Annotated in this window: 16 protein-coding genes and 1 tRNA gene; 9 read left to right on the top strand and 8 right to left on the bottom strand. The window is 66.9% G+C overall.

Going from position 1 to position 16,178, the window contains the following annotated elements; genetic code table 11:
- Nucleotide 1 precedes the first annotated feature (1 nt).
- On the top strand, nucleotides 2-757 hold the full coding sequence (locus ACFYRU_RS09330; protein WP_387655104.1) for a CPBP family intramembrane glutamic endopeptidase: 756 nt from the start codon (nucleotides 2-4) through the stop codon (nucleotides 755-757).
- Here the strand turns inward: ACFYRU_RS09330 and ACFYRU_RS09325 are convergent.
- The gene (locus tag ACFYRU_RS09325; RefSeq protein WP_387655101.1) at nucleotides 692-1,486 is read right to left on the bottom strand and encodes an SDR family NAD(P)-dependent oxidoreductase; all 795 of its coding nucleotides are present in this window, start codon (nucleotides 1,484-1,486) and stop codon (nucleotides 692-694) included. The genes ACFYRU_RS09330 and ACFYRU_RS09325 overlap by 66 nt on opposite strands.
- A 98-nt stretch (nucleotides 1,487-1,584) precedes the next feature.
- Between ACFYRU_RS09325 and ACFYRU_RS09320 the strand changes: the two genes are divergently transcribed.
- The 4 genes from ACFYRU_RS09320 (at nucleotide 1,585) to ACFYRU_RS09305 (ending at nucleotide 5,264) form a co-directional block, all read left to right on the top strand.
- Nucleotides 1,585-2,349, top strand: a complete 765-nt coding sequence (locus tag ACFYRU_RS09320; protein WP_387655098.1) for a hypothetical protein — start codon at nucleotides 1,585-1,587, stop codon at nucleotides 2,347-2,349.
- On the top strand, nucleotides 2,346-3,182 hold the full coding sequence (locus ACFYRU_RS09315) for a DUF4097 domain-containing protein (RefSeq protein ID WP_387655095.1): 837 nt from the start codon (nucleotides 2,346-2,348) through the stop codon (nucleotides 3,180-3,182). The genes ACFYRU_RS09320 and ACFYRU_RS09315 overlap by 4 nt, the downstream gene beginning before the upstream one ends.
- Before the next feature lie 130 nt (nucleotides 3,183-3,312).
- Nucleotides 3,313-3,558 carry a hypothetical protein gene (locus tag ACFYRU_RS09310; RefSeq protein WP_387655092.1) on the top strand — a complete coding sequence of 82 codons (246 nt, stop codon included), beginning with the start codon at nucleotides 3,313-3,315 and terminating at the stop codon, nucleotides 3,556-3,558.
- A gap of 188 nt (nucleotides 3,559-3,746) precedes the next feature.
- Nucleotides 3,747-5,264 carry a hypothetical protein gene (locus tag ACFYRU_RS09305; RefSeq protein WP_387655089.1) on the top strand — a complete coding sequence of 506 codons (1,518 nt, stop codon included), beginning with the start codon at nucleotides 3,747-3,749 and terminating at the stop codon, nucleotides 5,262-5,264.
- Between the two features lie 46 nt (nucleotides 5,265-5,310).
- Here the strand turns inward: ACFYRU_RS09305 and dcd are convergent, their stop codons facing one another.
- Nucleotides 5,311-5,886 (bottom strand): dCTP deaminase, encoded by a 576-nt coding sequence (gene dcd, locus ACFYRU_RS09300; protein ID WP_387655087.1) that lies wholly within the window; start codon nucleotides 5,884-5,886, stop codon nucleotides 5,311-5,313.
- Nucleotides 5,887-6,022: 136 nt separating this feature from the next.
- Complete coding sequence (locus ACFYRU_RS09295) at nucleotides 6,023-6,463, bottom strand: MarR family winged helix-turn-helix transcriptional regulator (protein WP_387655085.1); 441 nt, start codon at nucleotides 6,461-6,463, stop codon at nucleotides 6,023-6,025.
- 407 nt (nucleotides 6,464-6,870) lie between these two features.
- Here ACFYRU_RS09295 and ACFYRU_RS09290 point away from each other — a divergent pair.
- The 4 genes from ACFYRU_RS09290 to ACFYRU_RS09275 all read left to right on the top strand — a co-directional run bounded on the left by ACFYRU_RS09290 (nucleotide 6,871) and on the right by ACFYRU_RS09275 (nucleotide 9,812).
- Nucleotides 6,871-6,944: transfer RNA gene (locus tag ACFYRU_RS09290), tRNA-Gly, on the top strand.
- A 191-nt stretch (nucleotides 6,945-7,135) separates the two neighbouring features.
- On the top strand, nucleotides 7,136-7,885 hold the full coding sequence (locus tag ACFYRU_RS09285; RefSeq protein ID WP_387655082.1) for a hypothetical protein: 750 nt from the start codon (nucleotides 7,136-7,138) through the stop codon (nucleotides 7,883-7,885).
- A gap of 5 nt (nucleotides 7,886-7,890) precedes the next feature.
- A complete protein-coding gene (locus ACFYRU_RS09280) occupies nucleotides 7,891-8,796 on the top strand; it encodes a serine hydrolase domain-containing protein (protein WP_387655080.1) in 906 nt (301 codons plus the stop codon).
- 53 nt (nucleotides 8,797-8,849) lie between these two features.
- Nucleotides 8,850-9,812, top strand: coding sequence for a GNAT family N-acetyltransferase (locus tag ACFYRU_RS09275; protein WP_387655077.1), 963 nt, complete (start codon nucleotides 8,850-8,852; stop codon nucleotides 9,810-9,812).
- A 74-nt stretch (nucleotides 9,813-9,886) separates the two neighbouring features.
- Here ACFYRU_RS09275 and ACFYRU_RS09270 read toward each other — a convergent pair whose 3' ends face one another.
- The 5 genes from ACFYRU_RS09270 to ACFYRU_RS09250 form a co-directional block, all read right to left on the bottom strand.
- Nucleotides 9,887-10,294 carry a hypothetical protein gene (locus ACFYRU_RS09270; RefSeq protein ID WP_387655074.1) on the bottom strand — a complete coding sequence of 136 codons (408 nt, stop codon included), beginning with the start codon at nucleotides 10,292-10,294 and terminating at the stop codon, nucleotides 9,887-9,889.
- A 212-nt stretch (nucleotides 10,295-10,506) separates the two neighbouring features.
- Nucleotides 10,507-11,355 carry an NEW3 domain-containing protein gene (locus tag ACFYRU_RS09265; RefSeq protein ID WP_387655071.1) on the bottom strand — a complete coding sequence of 283 codons (849 nt, stop codon included), beginning with the start codon at nucleotides 11,353-11,355 and terminating at the stop codon, nucleotides 10,507-10,509.
- A complete protein-coding gene (locus ACFYRU_RS09260) occupies nucleotides 11,352-12,923 on the bottom strand; it encodes an alkaline phosphatase D family protein (RefSeq protein ID WP_387655069.1) in 1,572 nt (523 codons plus the stop codon). The genes ACFYRU_RS09265 and ACFYRU_RS09260 overlap by 4 nt, the downstream gene beginning before the upstream one ends.
- A gap of 99 nt (nucleotides 12,924-13,022) precedes the next feature.
- On the bottom strand, nucleotides 13,023-13,820 hold the full coding sequence (locus ACFYRU_RS09255) for a hypothetical protein (RefSeq protein ID WP_387655066.1): 798 nt from the start codon (nucleotides 13,818-13,820) through the stop codon (nucleotides 13,023-13,025).
- Between the two features lie 87 nt (nucleotides 13,821-13,907).
- Entirely contained in the window at nucleotides 13,908-16,061 is a 2,154-nt protein-coding gene (locus tag ACFYRU_RS09250; RefSeq protein WP_387655063.1) for a (Fe-S)-binding protein, read from the bottom strand.
- Nucleotides 16,062-16,178: the final 117 nt, after the last annotated feature.

Genomic DNA, 16,178 nt, shown 5'->3' with positions numbered 1-16,178 from the left:
AGTGTTCTTGCGGGTGGTGGTCTTCTACCTGACCACGATGATCTTCAGCGGGATCCTCAACGCGGTGCAGTCGGCGACCGGTCCGAGTCCGGACCTGATCCAGCTGGTCCAGTTCGCGCCGGCCCTCGGCGTCGGCGTCATGTTCCTGCTGTTCCGCCGTACGACGCGCGTCGCCGCACGGTTCACCCCGGTGAACGTCGCCGCCGGGCGGAGCGCGTTGGTGGTGGGCGTCGTCGTGGCGGTGATGCTCGTGTCGGTACTGGTGCATGTCGTCGCGGGACGGTCGTGGCGGGCGGACAGCCTGCCGTTCCCGTTCTGGACGTTGGTGATCACGATGGTCATCGGCGCGGCGGGCGAGGAGCTCGGCTGGCGCGCGTACCTGCAGCCTTATCTGCAGACGCGCTTCTCGGTCCTGCGGTCCTCGCTGATCGTCGGCGTGCTGTGGGGCTTCTGGCACATCGGTGGGTTCGCCAACGGTCTCGTGTACATGGGCTTGTTCGTGGTGATGGCGACCGCGTTGTCCGTGGTGATGGGTGTCGTACTCCAGGGCGCACGTCGTACGAACCTGGTCGTCGCGACCGCGGCGCACGCCGCCGTCAACCTCGCGCTGATCCTGCTGTTCGACGAGGAGAAGGGCAGCGTGTTCGCGATGGGGGTGCTCGCCGCGGTCTGGACGGTGGCGGCGGTCGTCCTAACGAAGGTACGACGCCCCGTTGAAGTCGAGGACCGCTCCGCTCGCCCAGTTCGCATCGGCTGAGGCGAGCCAGTAGATCGCGTTCCCGACCTCGTCGGCGGTGGCGACCCGGTTGAACGGGCTCTGTGCCCGGATCGCGTCGCCACCGGGACCGGCCAGGAACGACTCCGTCATGTCGGTGGCGATGAATCCGGGCGCGATTGACGTCACCGTGATGTCATGTGGCGCCAACGACGCCGCCAGCGACTGCCCGAGCGCGTGCAGTCCCGCCTTCGAGGCGCCGTACGCCGGTACGTCGGGCTCCCCGCGGTACGCGCCGCGGGACCCGACGTTGACGACCGCGCCCCGCCGTACGCCGTCCGCGGGGTCCGTGTCGAGCATCTGCCGCGCCACGCACCAGGTCACGTGCGCGGCCCCCTCCAGGTTGACGGCCAACGTACGGCGCCAGGTCGCGACCCATTCGTCGTACGACGTCTCGGCCAGTGGGTGACCGACCCGGCGCGACCCCGCGACAGGCTCGTCCACGAACATCGCGGCGTTGTTCACCAGTACGTCGATCCGCCCGAGCGCGGCGGCCGATTCCTCAACCAGAGCAGGGATCGCGGCCGGATCGCCGAGGTCCGCCGCGACCACCACGTGCCCCTCGCCGGGTAGCGCGGCGCGGACCTCCTCGGCCCGGTCGACGGCGCCGCGGCAATGCAGCACGACCCGGTCGCCGGCTCGTGCGAACGCCTGCGCGGCAGCTGCCCCGACACCTCGGGACGCGCCGGTGATGAGTACTCCTCTGGACACTGATCCTCCTTGGTCGACTGCGCCCTATTCTGCCTCTGGCGGCACGCTGACATCAGAGAGGGTTGACAGTGACGTCACGATGACGTCATGATTGCGTCATGGAACTTGACCACTACCTCGAGTCGGTCCGGCGGAGCGTCGAGAACGCCACCGCCCTGGCCGACGAGCAGACCCGCTCCGTGGCACAGCGCCTCGGGGCCACGCTGGATGACGCGGGCCGCCTGGCCCTCATCTCAGCCCTGTCCGACGCCGCCGGGGAGATCAGCCGTGAGCTGTCCCCGGGGTCGGTCGAGCTCCGGATGGCCGGCGGCCGCCCGGAGTTCGTGGTCACGCCGGCGCCCAGCCAGCTGACCGGTCCGGACGAGATCGAGGACGACGTCGAGGACGAGGCGGACGCCGACGCGGAGCAGTACGTGCCGGACGCCGACGAGCCGACCGCGCGGATCACGCTGCGGCTGCCGATGTCGATCAAGAACAAGGTGGACGAAGCCGCCGACGCCGAGGGCATCTCCTCGAACGCCTGGCTGATGCGCACCGTGATGACCGAGCTCAGCGTCGGCCGCCGCGGTGGACCGCGCCCGCCCCGGCCGCCGCGCCCGCCGCGTGGCCCGGTGTTCGGTCCGGAGGGCCCGCTGGGTCCGAACGGACCGCTCGGCCCCGACGGCGTCTTCGGACCGAACGGCGTGTTCGGCCCGAACGGACCGTTCGGTGAGGAAGGTGTGTTCGGCCCGGACCGCGGCCGCGACCGCCGCCGGGACGAGCGCGAGCGCCGCCGGGAGGACAAGGACCGCCGGCGGGACGACAAGGAACGGCGCCGTGGTGGCCACGGCCCGGGCCAGCGAGTGACGGGATGGGCGGAATGAACGACCACAGCGCGACGCAGTTCGTCGACGACGAGAACGAGCGGATCGACCGGATCCGGATCGACATCGGCTCCGGTCTGGTCGAGATCGGGCCCAACCCGGACGGCGACGGCACCACGGTGTCGATGGAGGTCGACGGTGACTACGACGGAGTGATCTTCGAGGTCGACGACGGTGAACTGATCATCGAGAGCCCGCGGAACGTCCGGCACGGACCGGAGATCACGGTCCGGATCGCGACGGCCGGTGTGCTCGACGCCCGGGTGAAGACCGGCTCGGGCGACATCGTCTCCGAGGTGCCGCTGGGTTCGGCGCGACTCGCGACCGGCTCCGGCGACGTCAAGCTGACCCGGGTCGAGAACGAGCTCGGCATCAACACCGGCAGCGGCGACGTGAAGGTCGAGAGCGCCGCGAGCGCGGTGCGGGCCAGTACGGGCTCCGGCTCGATCGACATCGAGGAGGCCGAGGACGCGCTCGGGCTGAGCACCGGCTCCGGTGATGTCACGATCGGCGACGCCGCCGGTCCCACCTCCGTCAAGGTCGGCTCGGGTGACATCACCATCGAGCGGATCCGCGACCACTCGGTCGCCACCTCCGGCTCCGGCGACGTCAAGGTCGAGCTCGCCGACGGGCCGAGCGTCCAGGCCGAGACGGCCCGGGGCGACGTACAGATCGGGGTTCCGGACGGACTCCCGACGTACCTGGACCTGAAGACCGTCACCGGACGGATCCGGTGCGACCTGCAGCCCGGCGACAAGCCGGCCGAGGGTGAGCGTGCGCTGATGCTGCGCGCCCGTACGGTCTCCGGCGACATCACCGTCGTCAAGGTCTGACCGAACGCCCGGCACCTGTCGGACTGGCACGGCCGGGTTCGTTGTCTTGATGTAGGTCCCGCTACTGGGGGCGGGACCTGGTTCAGCACTGCCAAAAACAGCACGGGGACTACTTGAGGGGAGCACCATCATGATCACCGAACAGCAGGAAGTTGCCCGGTACCGCGTCGCCGAGCAGTTGCGGGTGGCCGAGGCGAGGGCACACCGGAACGAGGGCAAGATCCGTAGCACCCCTCGGGAGGGGCTGGCGGGTGCGCTGCGCCGGCTGGCCGACAAGCTGGAGCCGGCGTCCCGGCGGCTGACGGAGCCGGCAGCGCGGGCGATGACGGAGCCGCAGCCCCGGCGCCGCGGGACCGGCCTCTCGATCGTCCGGTGACGGCTGTACCGGTCACCGGGGTGGCGATCGTACTGGGGCGGCTGGGACTGGTCAGGACACGCGGCAGCGGGTGACGGCCCGGGAACATTGCAGGTTCATGCAACGCCTGTGGATAACTTCCGGGCCGACCCGTCGGCACTGCTAGCGTTCAGGCGATCATTCTGAGCGACCTGGGAGAGAAGCCGACGATGTTGCGTCCGATGGTGGCGACCACAGCTGTGACCGCAGCCCTGCTGCTGGTAGCCGGCTGCGGTGGCAACGACAAGAAGTCCGACTCCGGCTCGGGCGACAACGGTGGCAGCTCCACCAGTTCGCCGACCCCGAGCGCACCGGCTGTGCCGACCTTCGACCCGCCGAAGGGCTTCGCGATCGGCGCGGCATACCCGGTGATCAAGGACCAGACCGTGGTCTCCCTGGCCGACACCGAGATGGCGATCATCGGCAAGGTCGCCGTGGCCGGCACGATCAAGAGCCTCGCGGGTCATGACGTCACCGACCCGAGCAAGTCCTGGTCGGTTCCCGCGGCCCAGGCGGCGACCACGAAGGTCAACACCGCGCTCCGGGCGAAGGCGGTGAAGGTCGACGGCAAGGACGTCGCGGTCGTCGTCTACTCGCAGACCGACAAGGGCAACGGCACCCAGAAACCGCAGGGTCTCGTGGTGATCCAGTGGATCGACGTCGCGACCGGCGACAAGATCGCCGAGACGTCGACGAAGACCGCGTTCGAAGACGCGCCGATCGGGTCCGTGGCCTACGACGTGGAATCCGGCCAGGTCGCCGTCGGGACCGCGGGTCCGGTCTCGGGCGGGAACTCGCAGTACGTGACGGTGTACGCCGACCCGGCGACCAAGAAGAGCACGCTCGTGCCGGGGATCGCCCCGGCTGCTGTGCACGGCGGCGTGATCGCGGGCACGAAGGCACCGAAGTCGACCAACACGAACGACGCCGCGCTGGCTCTCGCCGACGGCCCGAGCGGAAAGATCACCAAGCAGGTCGGGCCGCTGCAGACCAACTACCAGTCGATCGCGGGCACCGCCAAGCACGCCTACTTCTACGGCGACAAGTACATCAGCTACGACGCCGGGTACCAGATCGCGATCTATGCGGTCGACCTCTCGACCGGGGCTGTCGCCGTCACACCGCTCCCGGGGCTCAAGAGCAGCACCGACATGACCGGATGGACCTGCTTCGCCGACGAGGCGACCTCGGTCGCCTGCACCGGGAAGATGAAGCAGGGGAGCAACGGGACCGACACGATGATGGGCTTCGACGACACGACCGGCAAGAAGGCCTGGAGCTTCTCGAACGGCTCCGGCAACCGCATCGTTCCCGGTCTGACCGCGGCTTACCACGGCGTCCTGTACGCGCAGACCGAGGCGCAGCCGGTGCTGCTGGACGCGAAGACCGGTGCGGATCTGCCGAGTCCGACCCCGTCCGGGAGCCCGAGCTCGAGCGACACCCCGTCCAGCGGCAGCACGCCCTCGGACGGCAGCAGCCCGACGGCCGGCGACACCCCGTCCAGCGGGGACACCCCTTCGGACGGCGGGTCCCCCGGCAACGGTGACCTCGGTCTCTGGAACGGCACCGCGAGATCGCCCGAGTCCGTCTCGCCGTACGGCGGCGTGTACAGGCAGCTGCCGCAGGGTGACTACAGCGTCACGAACGAGCTCGATTCGGTGTGTGTGTTCCTGAAGGCAACCAGCTGATCCACTCGACGAGGGCTCTGGGGTTTCCCGGGGCCCTCGTCGCCGGTCAGATGTCGGTGCGGTGGAAGTTCTGGTAGGAGCGCGACGGGGTCGGGCCGCGCTGGCCCTGGTAGCGCGAGCCGTACTTGGCCGAGCCGTACGGGTTCTCGGCGGGGGAGGACAGCCGGAAGAAGCACAGCTGGCCGATCTTCATGCCGGGCCAGAGCTTGATCGGCAGCGTGGCGACGTTCGACAGCTCGAGCGTCACGTGGCCGGAGAACCCCGGGTCGATGAACCCGGCCGTGGAGTGCGTGAGCAGACCGAGGCGGCCCAGCGAGGACTTGCCCTCGAGCCGGGCGGCGACGTCGTCGGGCAGCGTGACGAGTTCGTACGTCGACCCCAGGACGAACTCACCGGGGTGCAGGATGAACGGCTCGTCACCGTCCGGCTCGACCAGCCGGGTCAGGTCCGGCTGTTCCTCGGCCGGGTCGATGTGCGGGTACCGGTGGTTCTCGAAGACCCGGAAGAACCGGTCCAGCCGTACGTCGACGCTCGACGGCTGCACCATCGCAGCGTCGAACGGATCCAGCTGGACCCGCTTCGCGTCGAGCTCGGAAAGAATGTCGCGATCGGAGAGCAGCACGGTCGCACGTTAGCAGCGTGCTGCTCATCCGCACAGCGTCAGTACCCCGATGGCCGGTTCTGGTGCTGGAGTCGTCCGGAGCCCTCAGCTCTCCGGCTGGGCTGCACCACCAGACCTGGGCCTGAGGCAACTATCGTCAGTTGGCCAGCTTGTTGAACTTCGACACCTGGGTGGCGAAGGTCTTCACCTGCGCCGGCGACCAGTCCTTGAGCAGGTCCTCGATCACCTTGTGGCGCTTCTTCCGGGCCGCCGTCAGCTTGCGCTTGCCGGCCGCGGTCAGCGTCAGCAGGGTCGCCCGCGCGTCCGACTTGTCGGCCGCCCGCTTCAGCAGACCCTCTTCCTCCAGGCGCGCGCAGGCCCGGCTGACCGGACCCTTGTCGACCTCGAGCGCGGCGACCAGGTCGGCCATCCGCACCGGCGCCAGCTCTTCCACGTGGTTCAGCAACGCGTACTGTGCCGGCTCCAGGTCCGGGTGCGCCTCGTCGGACAGCGTCCGCTGCAGCCCGCGCAGCCGGCGCGCCAACGTGACGAGCTCCTTCTCCAGGTTGTCCACCGCGTCACTTGTGTCTGTTGCCACCGTTCACCCCTTCATCCAGTTGCCCCGCAACCATCTTCGTCCGGTCCAGGACCGTCATCCTCACGTTGCGTCAAATGTTGCCCCCGGCAACGCGTTCTAATCTGCCAGAAGATGACGAGCCTGCCCAGTCCTGAACGTGCCCTTTGTGAAAAACTGCCCAAGAACCCCCGCTGCAAACCGCCCGCCCAGCTCTTTTCGATGCATCCGGCCACCTTTTCCGGTGTATCCGGCTGACACCGCAGCAAACCCCCTCCGCCCCGGTCCCGGGAGCCGTCCGAGCTGTCCGGGCCGCCGCGCGCCCGCCGCGCTGCCCGGAAGTAGGCAACTGGCTCCCGGCACGCGGACCCGGCGTGGTTGCAGCCCCCGACATCGGCTATGCTCATCACCGCTGCCGGGAGACCGGCCAAGCGGGTGTAGTTCAATGGCAGAACATCAGCTTCCCAAGCTGACAGTGCGGGTTCGATTCCCGTCACCCGCTCCAAGCTCGAGCCGACTGGCCGTGTGCCCACTACATGATCGGTGCAACCGGCAACGGATCGGTCGAAAACAATCAAGCGTTCGATGGCGGGATCGCTGTTCCTCGGCGATCCGGTATACCTCGCGCGCCTGGCTGTCGCTGATCTCAGGTCGGCGTCAGGTCGAGATCATGGCTGCGAGGCAGATTGAGGTCTCGTGAGCGCGCCCGGAATCGCCAAGAGGATCAATCGTCGGCAACTGGTCATAGCGGGAGCGGCTCTAGGGGCCGCTAGCCTTGCCGCTACTGATCTCGCCTTCGCCGGCTCGTACGGATCCGGTGACCTTGGTCCGTGGGAGGGCCTGTCGCGAGCGATTTCGACCGAGGACCAGATCGAGCGTGTGGTGGCAACTAACGGCGTCTACATGTTCGGAGACAGTATTTCTGTGCAGGACGGCAAGGCACTGGCGCTCCGTCTGCTGAGCCGCACGGGGGCTCAGCTGGCGGTCAACAACTGGTCCGGCCGGCCGACCGAACCTGCGGTAGATGTGCTCGAGCACTGGGCGAGCGTGTACGGGTTGCCGCGGCGCATTCTGATGGCGACGGGATCCAATGACGTTTTCGATCCACCGCGATTCGCCACGCAGGTTGGCCGGACGATGCAGCTCGCCGGGCCGGAGCGGATGGTGTGCTGGGTCAACGTGCAGGTCTGCCGACGCAAGCAGACCATGGCGGTGCAACTGGCTGACCAGCGCAACAGTGCGTGGATCAACCTGCAGCTTTCGGACGCGCAGAAGCAGCATCCCAACCTGCGCATCATCCACTGGGCGGAATTCCTGGCAGTCAAGCCTGCCCGGCTCGCCATGTACCTGGTCGACGGCGTCCACACCTCTGTACCGGCTGGCCAAGACACTCGCAACGAACTGATCGTTCAAGCCTTGGCCGGTTCCGCCGTGCCTGCTAAATAGGCCGCATGAGTATGGACATGCTGCTTGACGGGTTTCTTCAGGTGTCTGAGGAGCGCGGGCTCGGCGTCTACGGGGTTCATCTCCATCGTGCCGGGCGCGACGATGACGAGCGTCGTGCTCGGTCCGATGACAGGGTGAATCTGTACTCGGTTGCGAAGACTTTCACGTCCGTGGCTCTGGGTCTTGCCGAAGCCGAGGGGTGTCTCACGCTGGAGGATCGCCTGCTCGATCACTTTCCCGAGCTGGCGCGGCTGGCTGCGGATGGTGTCGCGGAGATCAACCTGCGCCATCTGTTGACGATGACCAGCGGATCCAGCCATCAGTGGTTCGCCGATCAGCGGATCGACTCTGCGGATTTGCTGCACGAGATTGTTGCTGCTCCACTCAATGCGGCGCCCGGAACGCAATTTTCTTACACCGGTTCTGGCGCGTATGCGATCGGCCGGGTGATCGCGCGGACGACGGGTGCAGATCTCCGGTCCTATCTCCTTCCGCGGCTGTTCGAGCCACTCGATCTTCACAATCCGGCATGGCACACGTGCCCGAACGGATATCCGTTCGCGGAGAGTGATCTCTTCCTGCGCACCCACGAGCTGGCGCGGTTCGGACGCCTGCTGCTCCAGAACGGCCAATGGGAGGGACGTCAGGTCGTACCGACGGATTATGTGCAGCGCATGCACGGCGATCGAGTCGACACCAGCAGCCTGACTTACGGGGAACGATGGACGTACGGATATGGACTGGGTGTGTGGATCGATCGTGGTGGCGTGTACCGCATGGACGGCCGCTACGGGCAGTACGTCCTGGTCAGTCCAGCCGCGGAGGCTGTCGTCACGGTCACCGCGCACTGCGAGAACGACGATCAATTGCTCGACGTGATCCATGAGTTCGTCCTGGACCGGCTTGGCTGAGCGTTTCAGAGCTGCTTCACAATCTCATCAGCACTGAGCCGTACGGTTCCCTCATGGCTATCAGCTTGCCGGACGGCATGGATGTGCGTGCGCTGGGTGTCGGCGACGCGGAGGCCTTGGCCGCGCTGCTCGCTGCCAAGGAGCTGGTCGACCAGGAGGGCGAGCACTACAGCGCCGAAGATTTGGCCCACGAGCTCGCTGATCCGACTCTCGAGAGCCTTGGAATCTGGTCGGGCGACCAGCTGATCGGGTTCGGGGCGATCCATACGTCGACGACCATCACCGACGTTCATCGGATGAAGACCGAAGGCACGATCCATCCGGATTGGCGGGGCCGGGGTATTGGCAAGGCTTTGATGCTCTGGCTGATTGCCCGGGCCGGGGAGCTGCACGCAGCCAAGCATCCGGGTGCGCCCGCGGAGATCGTCAATACGACGATCGGCACAAATCTCGGAGTTGGCCGACTGCTTCGCAAGCTGGGGTTCCAGGAGACTCGCTACCACTTCGACATGGAGCGCGGGCTGGACGTCGACGTGCCCGAGGCGCTACTCGAAGTCGGCCTGGAGATGGTTCCGTACGACGAGTCGTTGGATGAGGCTCTGCGTGAGACTCACAACTTGGCCAGCGCCGACATCTGGGGTGCGACCTCGAAAGACGCGGACGCCTGGAAGTCGGATGTCACAGGTCTCGGCGCGTTTCGCGGGGGATCGTCGTATCTGGTGCTCGACGGGCAGACTGTCGCGTCGTACGTGCTCGGCTACGAGTGGGATGCGGATACCGCAGCGACCGGCATTCGAGAGCTGTACATCGGACAGCTCGGCACGAGGCAGACACACCGTGGTCGTGGCCTTGCCCGTGCTGCGCTCAGCAAGGTGCTGACGGCCGCAGCCACCGATGGTTATCAGCGTGCGCGGCTCGGGGTTGACGGCGACGGCACAACCGGTGCGCTGCAGCTGTATGAAGGCCTGGGATTCATGGTGCGCAGCAAATGGATCACCTATGGGATCCGGCTCTGAAGCGAGTCGGCGTTCGTCCACACGGTTGGCCCAGGCAACTTGGGGACCGTTGCCCGGGTCAACCGTGTGGCGCATCAGATGATCGGGCCGGTGTTGATGGACGTACTGGCCTGGGCGCCGATGAAGGGATTGTTGACGGCCCAGAGGTCGCCTGGTTGGTAGTCCGGTACGTCGAAGTCGCACATCACCCAGCCGCCGGCCTCGCCGCGGGTGTTGAAGCACTCGCGACCCCACTGGGTGTGGCTCGGCAGCGACTTGATCGTGCCGGCCGCGGACTGGCCGTTCGCCTTGGTGTCCTTCACCCAGACCTTGTCGGACCCCGACTGATAGCACGCCTTCGCGCCGGTCACCGACACACAGGTGACCCCGGACGGCGGCGCTCCACTCGGCGTACCCGTGGTCGCCGACGCAGCAGTAGCCGACCCTGCGGTGATCGCCAACCCCAACACCGGAACCGCCATCAACACGCGCCACTTCTTCATGCAGTACTCCTTTATCAACTCCCGCGAACCTCGATCCCGCCGATCCGCGAGTACGTATGCCATTGCGTCGCCCCAGACAATACGTACGCCCTCGGTCCGACCCCGCCCGATTCCAACGTGACATGCCCCACGGCGCCACCCCGCCCCGCACTGAGACGGGTATTTGTTTTTCTTCGTACTTCTCTTCTTTGATCCTTGAAGCTGTCGGTCCTTCAGTTTCCGTAGACCTCTAGTTCGACTATTCGGGAGTAGGTGTGGTCGTTGCCGTCCAGGCAGAGGATGCGGATGGCTTCGGTTTGGGTTGGGGGGAAGGTTGAGGTTACGTGGCCTTGGGTGTTGGCGCGGACTTGGGCGACTGTTTGCCAGGTGCCGTTGACCTTTGCCTGGACGTCCCAGTCGCGGAGGCCGTTGACTCGGGCTGGGTATTTGGTGGAGTCGAGGGTGTAGAGCTCTACCCGGTTCACGGTTGCGGGGGTGGAGAGGGCTACGTCGTACGTGTCGGGGAAGACTGCGCGGGTGCCGTCGTTCCAGCCGGTCAGGGTGTCCCAGTGTTCGGAGTCCTTGTCGCCGTCGACTGCGCCGCAGAGGGTGAAGTTGCCGTGGGTCGAGGACGCGGTCGCCTGCTCGCCTAGGGCCAGGTTGTCGCCGGGGCCCTTCGGTGGGAGCGGCTGGACGGTTACCGGTACGTCGGTCCGCCGGCGGTCGACCTCGGCGGTGATCTTGTACGTACCGGGGCTGGCGTCTCGCGGTACGCGGACCTCGACCGGGGCGGACACGGGTTGGTCCGGGTCGACCGCGGGAAGCCAGGACGAGAACAACGTACGGGACAACTGCAGCGGGCCGGTCGGCTCGAGCGTCAGGTCGGCGTACCGCGCCTGAGCGCCGGTGTTGGTCATCGTCAGGTTGAGCAGGCCCGGGAAGCACGGGAGGCCGACGACATTCAGTTGCGCCGGGGCGACGCTCACCGCCACGGACGAGGAAGTTGCCGAGGGCATCGAGCTGGAGCCGAGCAAGGCGGCGGCGACGAGCGTGCCGGTCGCGACCACGGTCTGGCGGTTCATTTCTGTACCTCCGCGATGCCAGGCACGCCGTCTTCGACGAGGAGTTTGGCGCGGGTGGTGACGGTGCCGTTCTGGACCGACACCTTGTCGACGACGCGGTAGTCGGAGATCCACCGCTGGGGTGTGATGCTGCAGCTGACGTAACCGCGCTGGAAGTTGCCGAACTTCATGTGCGGGTTCTCCCGGAGCAAGGTCGCGCCGCCGGCGTCCAGGTCCTGGCCGTCGATGCCGGACGTGATCGACGTACCGACGAACTCCGCGCCGACGGTCGCGGACGCCGGATCGGTGAAGTCCAGCTTGAGGTCCGACGCCACGCTGCGATGCAGGTCGCCGGCGATCGAGACGAGGTTGCGGACCTTGCGCTGCGCGGCGCCGCCGAGGACGCGGTTCCGGGACGCCTCGTACCCGTCCCAGGTGTCCATCGGGACCAGTACGCCCGGCCCGTCCTTCGTGTCCAGCCGGGCGATCGCGGTCTGGTGCGCGAGTACGTTCCAGCGGGTCTGCGACGCGGCCCAGCCGTCGAGCAACCACTTCTCCTGCGCGTCGCCGGTGATCGTCCGCGTCGGGTCGGCGGTCTCCGGGCCGGGCGCCTTCGTCCCGTCGCCGTACGCCTGGTCGGACCGGTACTGGCGGGTGTCGAGCACGCTGAACTCGGCCAGCCGCCCGTACCGGATCCGCCGGTACAACTGCATGTCCGGGCCGTCCGGCAGTTGCGCGAACCGCAGCGGCATGTGTTCCCAGTACGCCCGGAACGCGTTGGCCCGCCGTACCAGGAACTGCGCCGGCGGTGCGCTCGGATGCCATTCGTCCGCCCAGTTGTCGACCACCTCGTGGTCGTCGAGCGTGACGATCCACGGCGCGACCGCGTGCGCGTGCTGCAGATCGGGATCCAGCTTGTACGCCGCATAGCGCTGGCGGTACTCGTCCAGCGTCACGGTCTGCTGGGTGATGTACGGCTCCTTCGAATGCGGGCGGATACCGCGGTCGATGCCGAACTCGTAGATGTAGTCGCCGAGGAAGAACACCACGTCGTGGTCGCGCTGAGCCATGTCCGCGTACGCCGTGTACCAGCCCTCCCACCACGCCTGGCAGGACGCGAACGCCAGCGACAGCTCGGACAGTTGCGTGTCGTACGTCGGTGCCGTCTTGGTCCGCCCGGTCGGGCTGAGCTTCCCGTTCACGCGGAAGCGGTACCAGTAGTGCCGCCACGGACGTAGGCCGCGTACGTCGACGTGCACCGCGTGGCTCGACTCGGGCCGAGCCTTGAACGAACCGGCACGTACGACGCGGCGGAACTGCTCGTCCTCCGCGACCTGCCACTGGACCTCGACCGGCCGCCGGTCCATCCCGCCGAACGGCGCGAGTGGATCGGGGGCCAGCCGCGTCCAGATCACCACCGCGTCCGGCAACGGATCGCCGGACGCGACGCCGAGCGTGAACGGGTCCCGCCGGTCCGGCCGGCCGGTCCGGCCCGCCGCCGCGGCCCGGATCTCCGGGAGGCTGCCGCTCAGCGCGAGCGCCGCCGCTGCTCCGCTGACGGTGAGGAAGTTTCGTCGACTGCTCAACATCGGCACCCACCCACCCGATCATCCCGAGGTGATCACATTCGTAACGGGAGATTACGAGAAGTTCACACGATCAGGCGGGAAGATGACCGATACCGGCCGTTACTTCACAATCTTGCTCGCCGGCGGCGCGCTGATGTGCACCGGCTTGTTGTAGTCGGTCATGCTCATCACCATCGAGACGCCGCTCAGGTCGAACGTCATTCGCCGGACCAGGTGGGACTTGTCCAGCCACATCGAGTACACGAGCGTCTTCGGCAGTGCGGCCGGAACCTTCTTGCCCTGGAGGGCCAGCGCTTTCGCGGTGTTCACGGTCACGGCGTACCGGTCGAGCTGCTGCCCGCCGATCGTCTCCGCCCGGACGAACTTGACGTCGACCATGCTCTTGTCGAAGGACTTGTAGATCTTGGTCGGGTCACCGCCCTCGATCAGCTCGCTCAGTTGGTCGTTCAGGCCGGACGCGACCTGCTTGTACTTCCCGGCCGGCGTGAGCCCGGGGATCGAGAGGTAGGCGGTCTTCTTGATCACGACGATCTTCGCGGTCTTGCCCTGGAATGCCGCACCGGACATCTCCATCGACATCGCGACCGGGTTCGTGGTCTGGTAGCCGTCCATCCTCATCAAGGTCGAGCCCTGGGCGGTGACCGTACCGACCGTGTGCCAGGCCTTCTGCTTGCTGACCGCTGACGTCATCGCGGAGACGAACGTGACGCGGTTCAGGCGGGTGGCGGGTTGGACCCGGTCGGCGGCCTTGGTGGTGGTCGTCGGCTTCGGCGCGGGTGTGGTCGCGACGGGCGACGGCTTGTAGCCGGTGGCCTTGGGCTCTCCGTTGCCGCAGGCGGCGAGGCCGAGGGCGAGCGGTACGGCGGCGGCGGTGGCCACGGCGGCGCGGAACTTCATGATGCTGTTTCCTCCCCAGGTGATGCAGACGGTGGATCTTATGGTCTGGACCACCTGGGGAGGAAGGGTTTTGCAGTTAGTTGCAGCTCAGCTTTCACCACGTTTTACAGAAGCGAGCAGCAGCTGCGCGACGTCCTGGACCTCGACGGACTCGCGGGCCGAGCCGTCGGCCTGCTTCGCGGTGAGGCCGTCGGACAGCATCACGCGGCAGAACGGGCAGCCGGTGGCGATCTTGTCGGCGCCGGTCTCCACCGCCTCGGTGGTGCGGTTGAGGTTGATCCGGGTGCCGAGCTTCTCCTCCATCCACATCCGCGCGCCGCCCGCGCCGCAGCAGAACGACTTCGTCTGGTTGCGGGGCATTTCGGCGTACTCGGCGCCCGGGATGATGTCGAGCAGCTCGCGCGGAGCGTCGTACACCTGGTTGTGGCGGCCGAGGTAGCACGGGTCGTGGTACGTGATCTTCTGGCCGTTGAGCGAGCTGTCGGCCGGCGCGACCGGGGTCAGCTTGCCGTCGCGGACGAGCCGGTTCAGCAGCTGGGTGTGGTGGATGACGTCGAGCTCCACACCGAGTTGGCTGTACTCGTTCTTCAACGTGTTGAAGCAGTGCGCGCACGTGGAGACGACCTTGCGGACGTTGGTCTCCTTGAAGACCTCGGCGTTCTGCATCGCGAGCTGCTGGAACACGAACTCGTTCCCGGATCGCCGCGCCGGGTCACCCGTACACGTCTCGCCATCACCCAGTACGGCGAACGAGACGCCGGCGATGTTCAGCAGCTCGGCGACCGCCTGCGTGGTCTTCTTCGCGCGGTCCTCGAACGCGCCGGCGCAGCCGACCCAGAACAGGTACTCGACCTCGTCCAGCGACCCGACGTCCGTACCGACCTGCTTGACCTCGAACGGCAGGTCCTTGGCCCAGTCCATCCGGCCGGACGGGTTCATGTTCCACGGGTTGCCCTTGTTCTCCAGGCCCTTGAACAGCCCGTTGAGCTCGGACGGGAACGACGACTCGATCAGTACTTGGTACCGCCGCATGTCCATGATCGCGTCGACATGCTCGATGTCGACCGGGCACTGCTGCACGCAGGCGCCGCACGACGTACACGCCCACAACGCTTCCTCGTCGATCACCGCGACGTCCGCGGGACCGACCAGCGGCTTCTCCTGCTCGGCGAGCACCAGCTCCGGCAGCGACTTGCGCGCGTCGTCGTCGGCGGCCAAAAGGTACGGGGCCTTGGCGTACGCGTGTTCGCGCAGGCCCATCATGATCAGCTTCGGCGACAACGGCTTGTCGGTGTTCCACGCCGGGCACTGCGACTGGCACCGCCCGCACTCGGTGCAGGTGGTGAAGTCGAGCAGGCCCTTCCAGGTGAAGTCCTCGACCTTTCCGACACCGAGCGCCGCGTCCTCGTCGAGCTCGTCGATGTTCTCGAAGTCGATCGGAGCGCCGTTCACCATGATCGGCTGCAGCGCGCCGAGTGCCGTACCGCCGTCGGCCTCGCGCTTGAACCAGATGTTCGGCCACGCGGTGAACCGGTGCCACGCGACACCCATCGTCGCGTTCAGCGAGATCGTGATCATCCAGGCGAACGAGATCAGGATCTTGATCATCGCGACCAGGTAGACCGCGTTCTCCAGACCGTGCACGCTCAACCCGCCGAACAACCCACTACCCAGGAAGAACGTCATCGGGAAGTGGAACGTGGAAGCGCCGCTCAGCTGGTACTCCAGACCGCGCAGCAACAGGATGCAGACCAGCACGCCGAGGATCGTGTACTCGACGTAGTACGCCTGCCACGACGTCGAACCGTAGAACCGCGACGACCGCGGCTTGTCACCACGCGGCAGGTGCATCAACCGGTACACGATCAGCCCGACGATCGAGACCAGGCCGGTCCAGGTGAGCGCCTCGCTGACCCACTCGAACACGAACCAGTGACCGATCACCGGCAGCGCCCAGTGTGGGTCGAACAGCTGCCCGAACGCGGTCACCAGGGTCAGGAACAACCCGATGAACCCGAACGCGACGAACCAGTGCATCACCCCGATGTGGCTCCACTGCAGCATCCGGGTGTGGCCGAGGCTCTCCTTGACCAGGGTGACGGTCCGCTTGCCCGGGTCGTTCGTCCGGCCGGCCGGCTGCCCGAGCTTGATCACGGACACGATGTGCCCGATCGTCTTGGCGAACAGCGCCACGGCGACGAGCGTCACCGCGAGCGAGACGACGATGGCGAGGATCTGCATACCAGCGATGTTATTGGTTGGTTACTCGTCAGTCATGTCCTTGCGGTGATCATCACGCCCGCGTGTTCCGTCTCACGTCGCGGACCTCCACCACTCACCAGTCGGTGCGGTCCGGCC

It is taken from the genome of Kribbella sp. NPDC004536, from assembly GCF_042873835.1.
Taxonomy (GTDB): Bacteria; Actinomycetota; Actinomycetes; order Propionibacteriales; family Kribbellaceae; genus Kribbella.
Note: the sequence above shows the minus strand (reverse complement) of the source record. Positions and strands in the feature narration are given on the sequence as shown.

Bases quoted from the DNA above. Each gene is read 5' to 3' on its own strand.
- ACFYRU_RS09320 (WP_387655098.1), top strand. From the start codon at position 1,585: ATGGAACTTGACCACTACCTCGAGTCGGTCCGGCGGAGCGTCGAGAAC.
- ACFYRU_RS09315 (WP_387655095.1), top strand. From the start codon at position 2,346: ATGAACGACCACAGCGCGACGCAGTTCGTCGACGACGAGAACGAGCGG.
- ACFYRU_RS09310 (WP_387655092.1), top strand. From the start codon at position 3,313: ATGATCACCGAACAGCAGGAAGTTGCCCGGTACCGCGTCGCCGAGCAG.
- ACFYRU_RS09305 (WP_387655089.1), top strand. From the start codon at position 3,747: ATGTTGCGTCCGATGGTGGCGACCACAGCTGTGACCGCAGCCCTGCTG.
- ACFYRU_RS09280 (WP_387655080.1), top strand. From the start codon at position 7,891: ATGAGTATGGACATGCTGCTTGACGGGTTTCTTCAGGTGTCTGAGGAG.
- ACFYRU_RS09275 (WP_387655077.1), top strand. From the start codon at position 8,850: ATGGCTATCAGCTTGCCGGACGGCATGGATGTGCGTGCGCTGGGTGTC.
- ACFYRU_RS09270 (WP_387655074.1), bottom strand. From the start codon at position 10,294: ATGAAGAAGTGGCGCGTGTTGATGGCGGTTCCGGTGTTGGGGTTGGCG.
- ACFYRU_RS09265 (WP_387655071.1), bottom strand. From the start codon at position 11,355: ATGAACCGCCAGACCGTGGTCGCGACCGGCACGCTCGTCGCCGCCGCC.
- ACFYRU_RS09260 (WP_387655069.1), bottom strand. From the start codon at position 12,923: ATGTTGAGCAGTCGACGAAACTTCCTCACCGTCAGCGGAGCAGCGGCG.
- ACFYRU_RS09255 (WP_387655066.1), bottom strand. From the start codon at position 13,820: ATGAAGTTCCGCGCCGCCGTGGCCACCGCCGCCGCCGTACCGCTCGCC.
- ACFYRU_RS09250 (WP_387655063.1), bottom strand. From the start codon at position 16,061: ATGCAGATCCTCGCCATCGTCGTCTCGCTCGCGGTGACGCTCGTCGCC.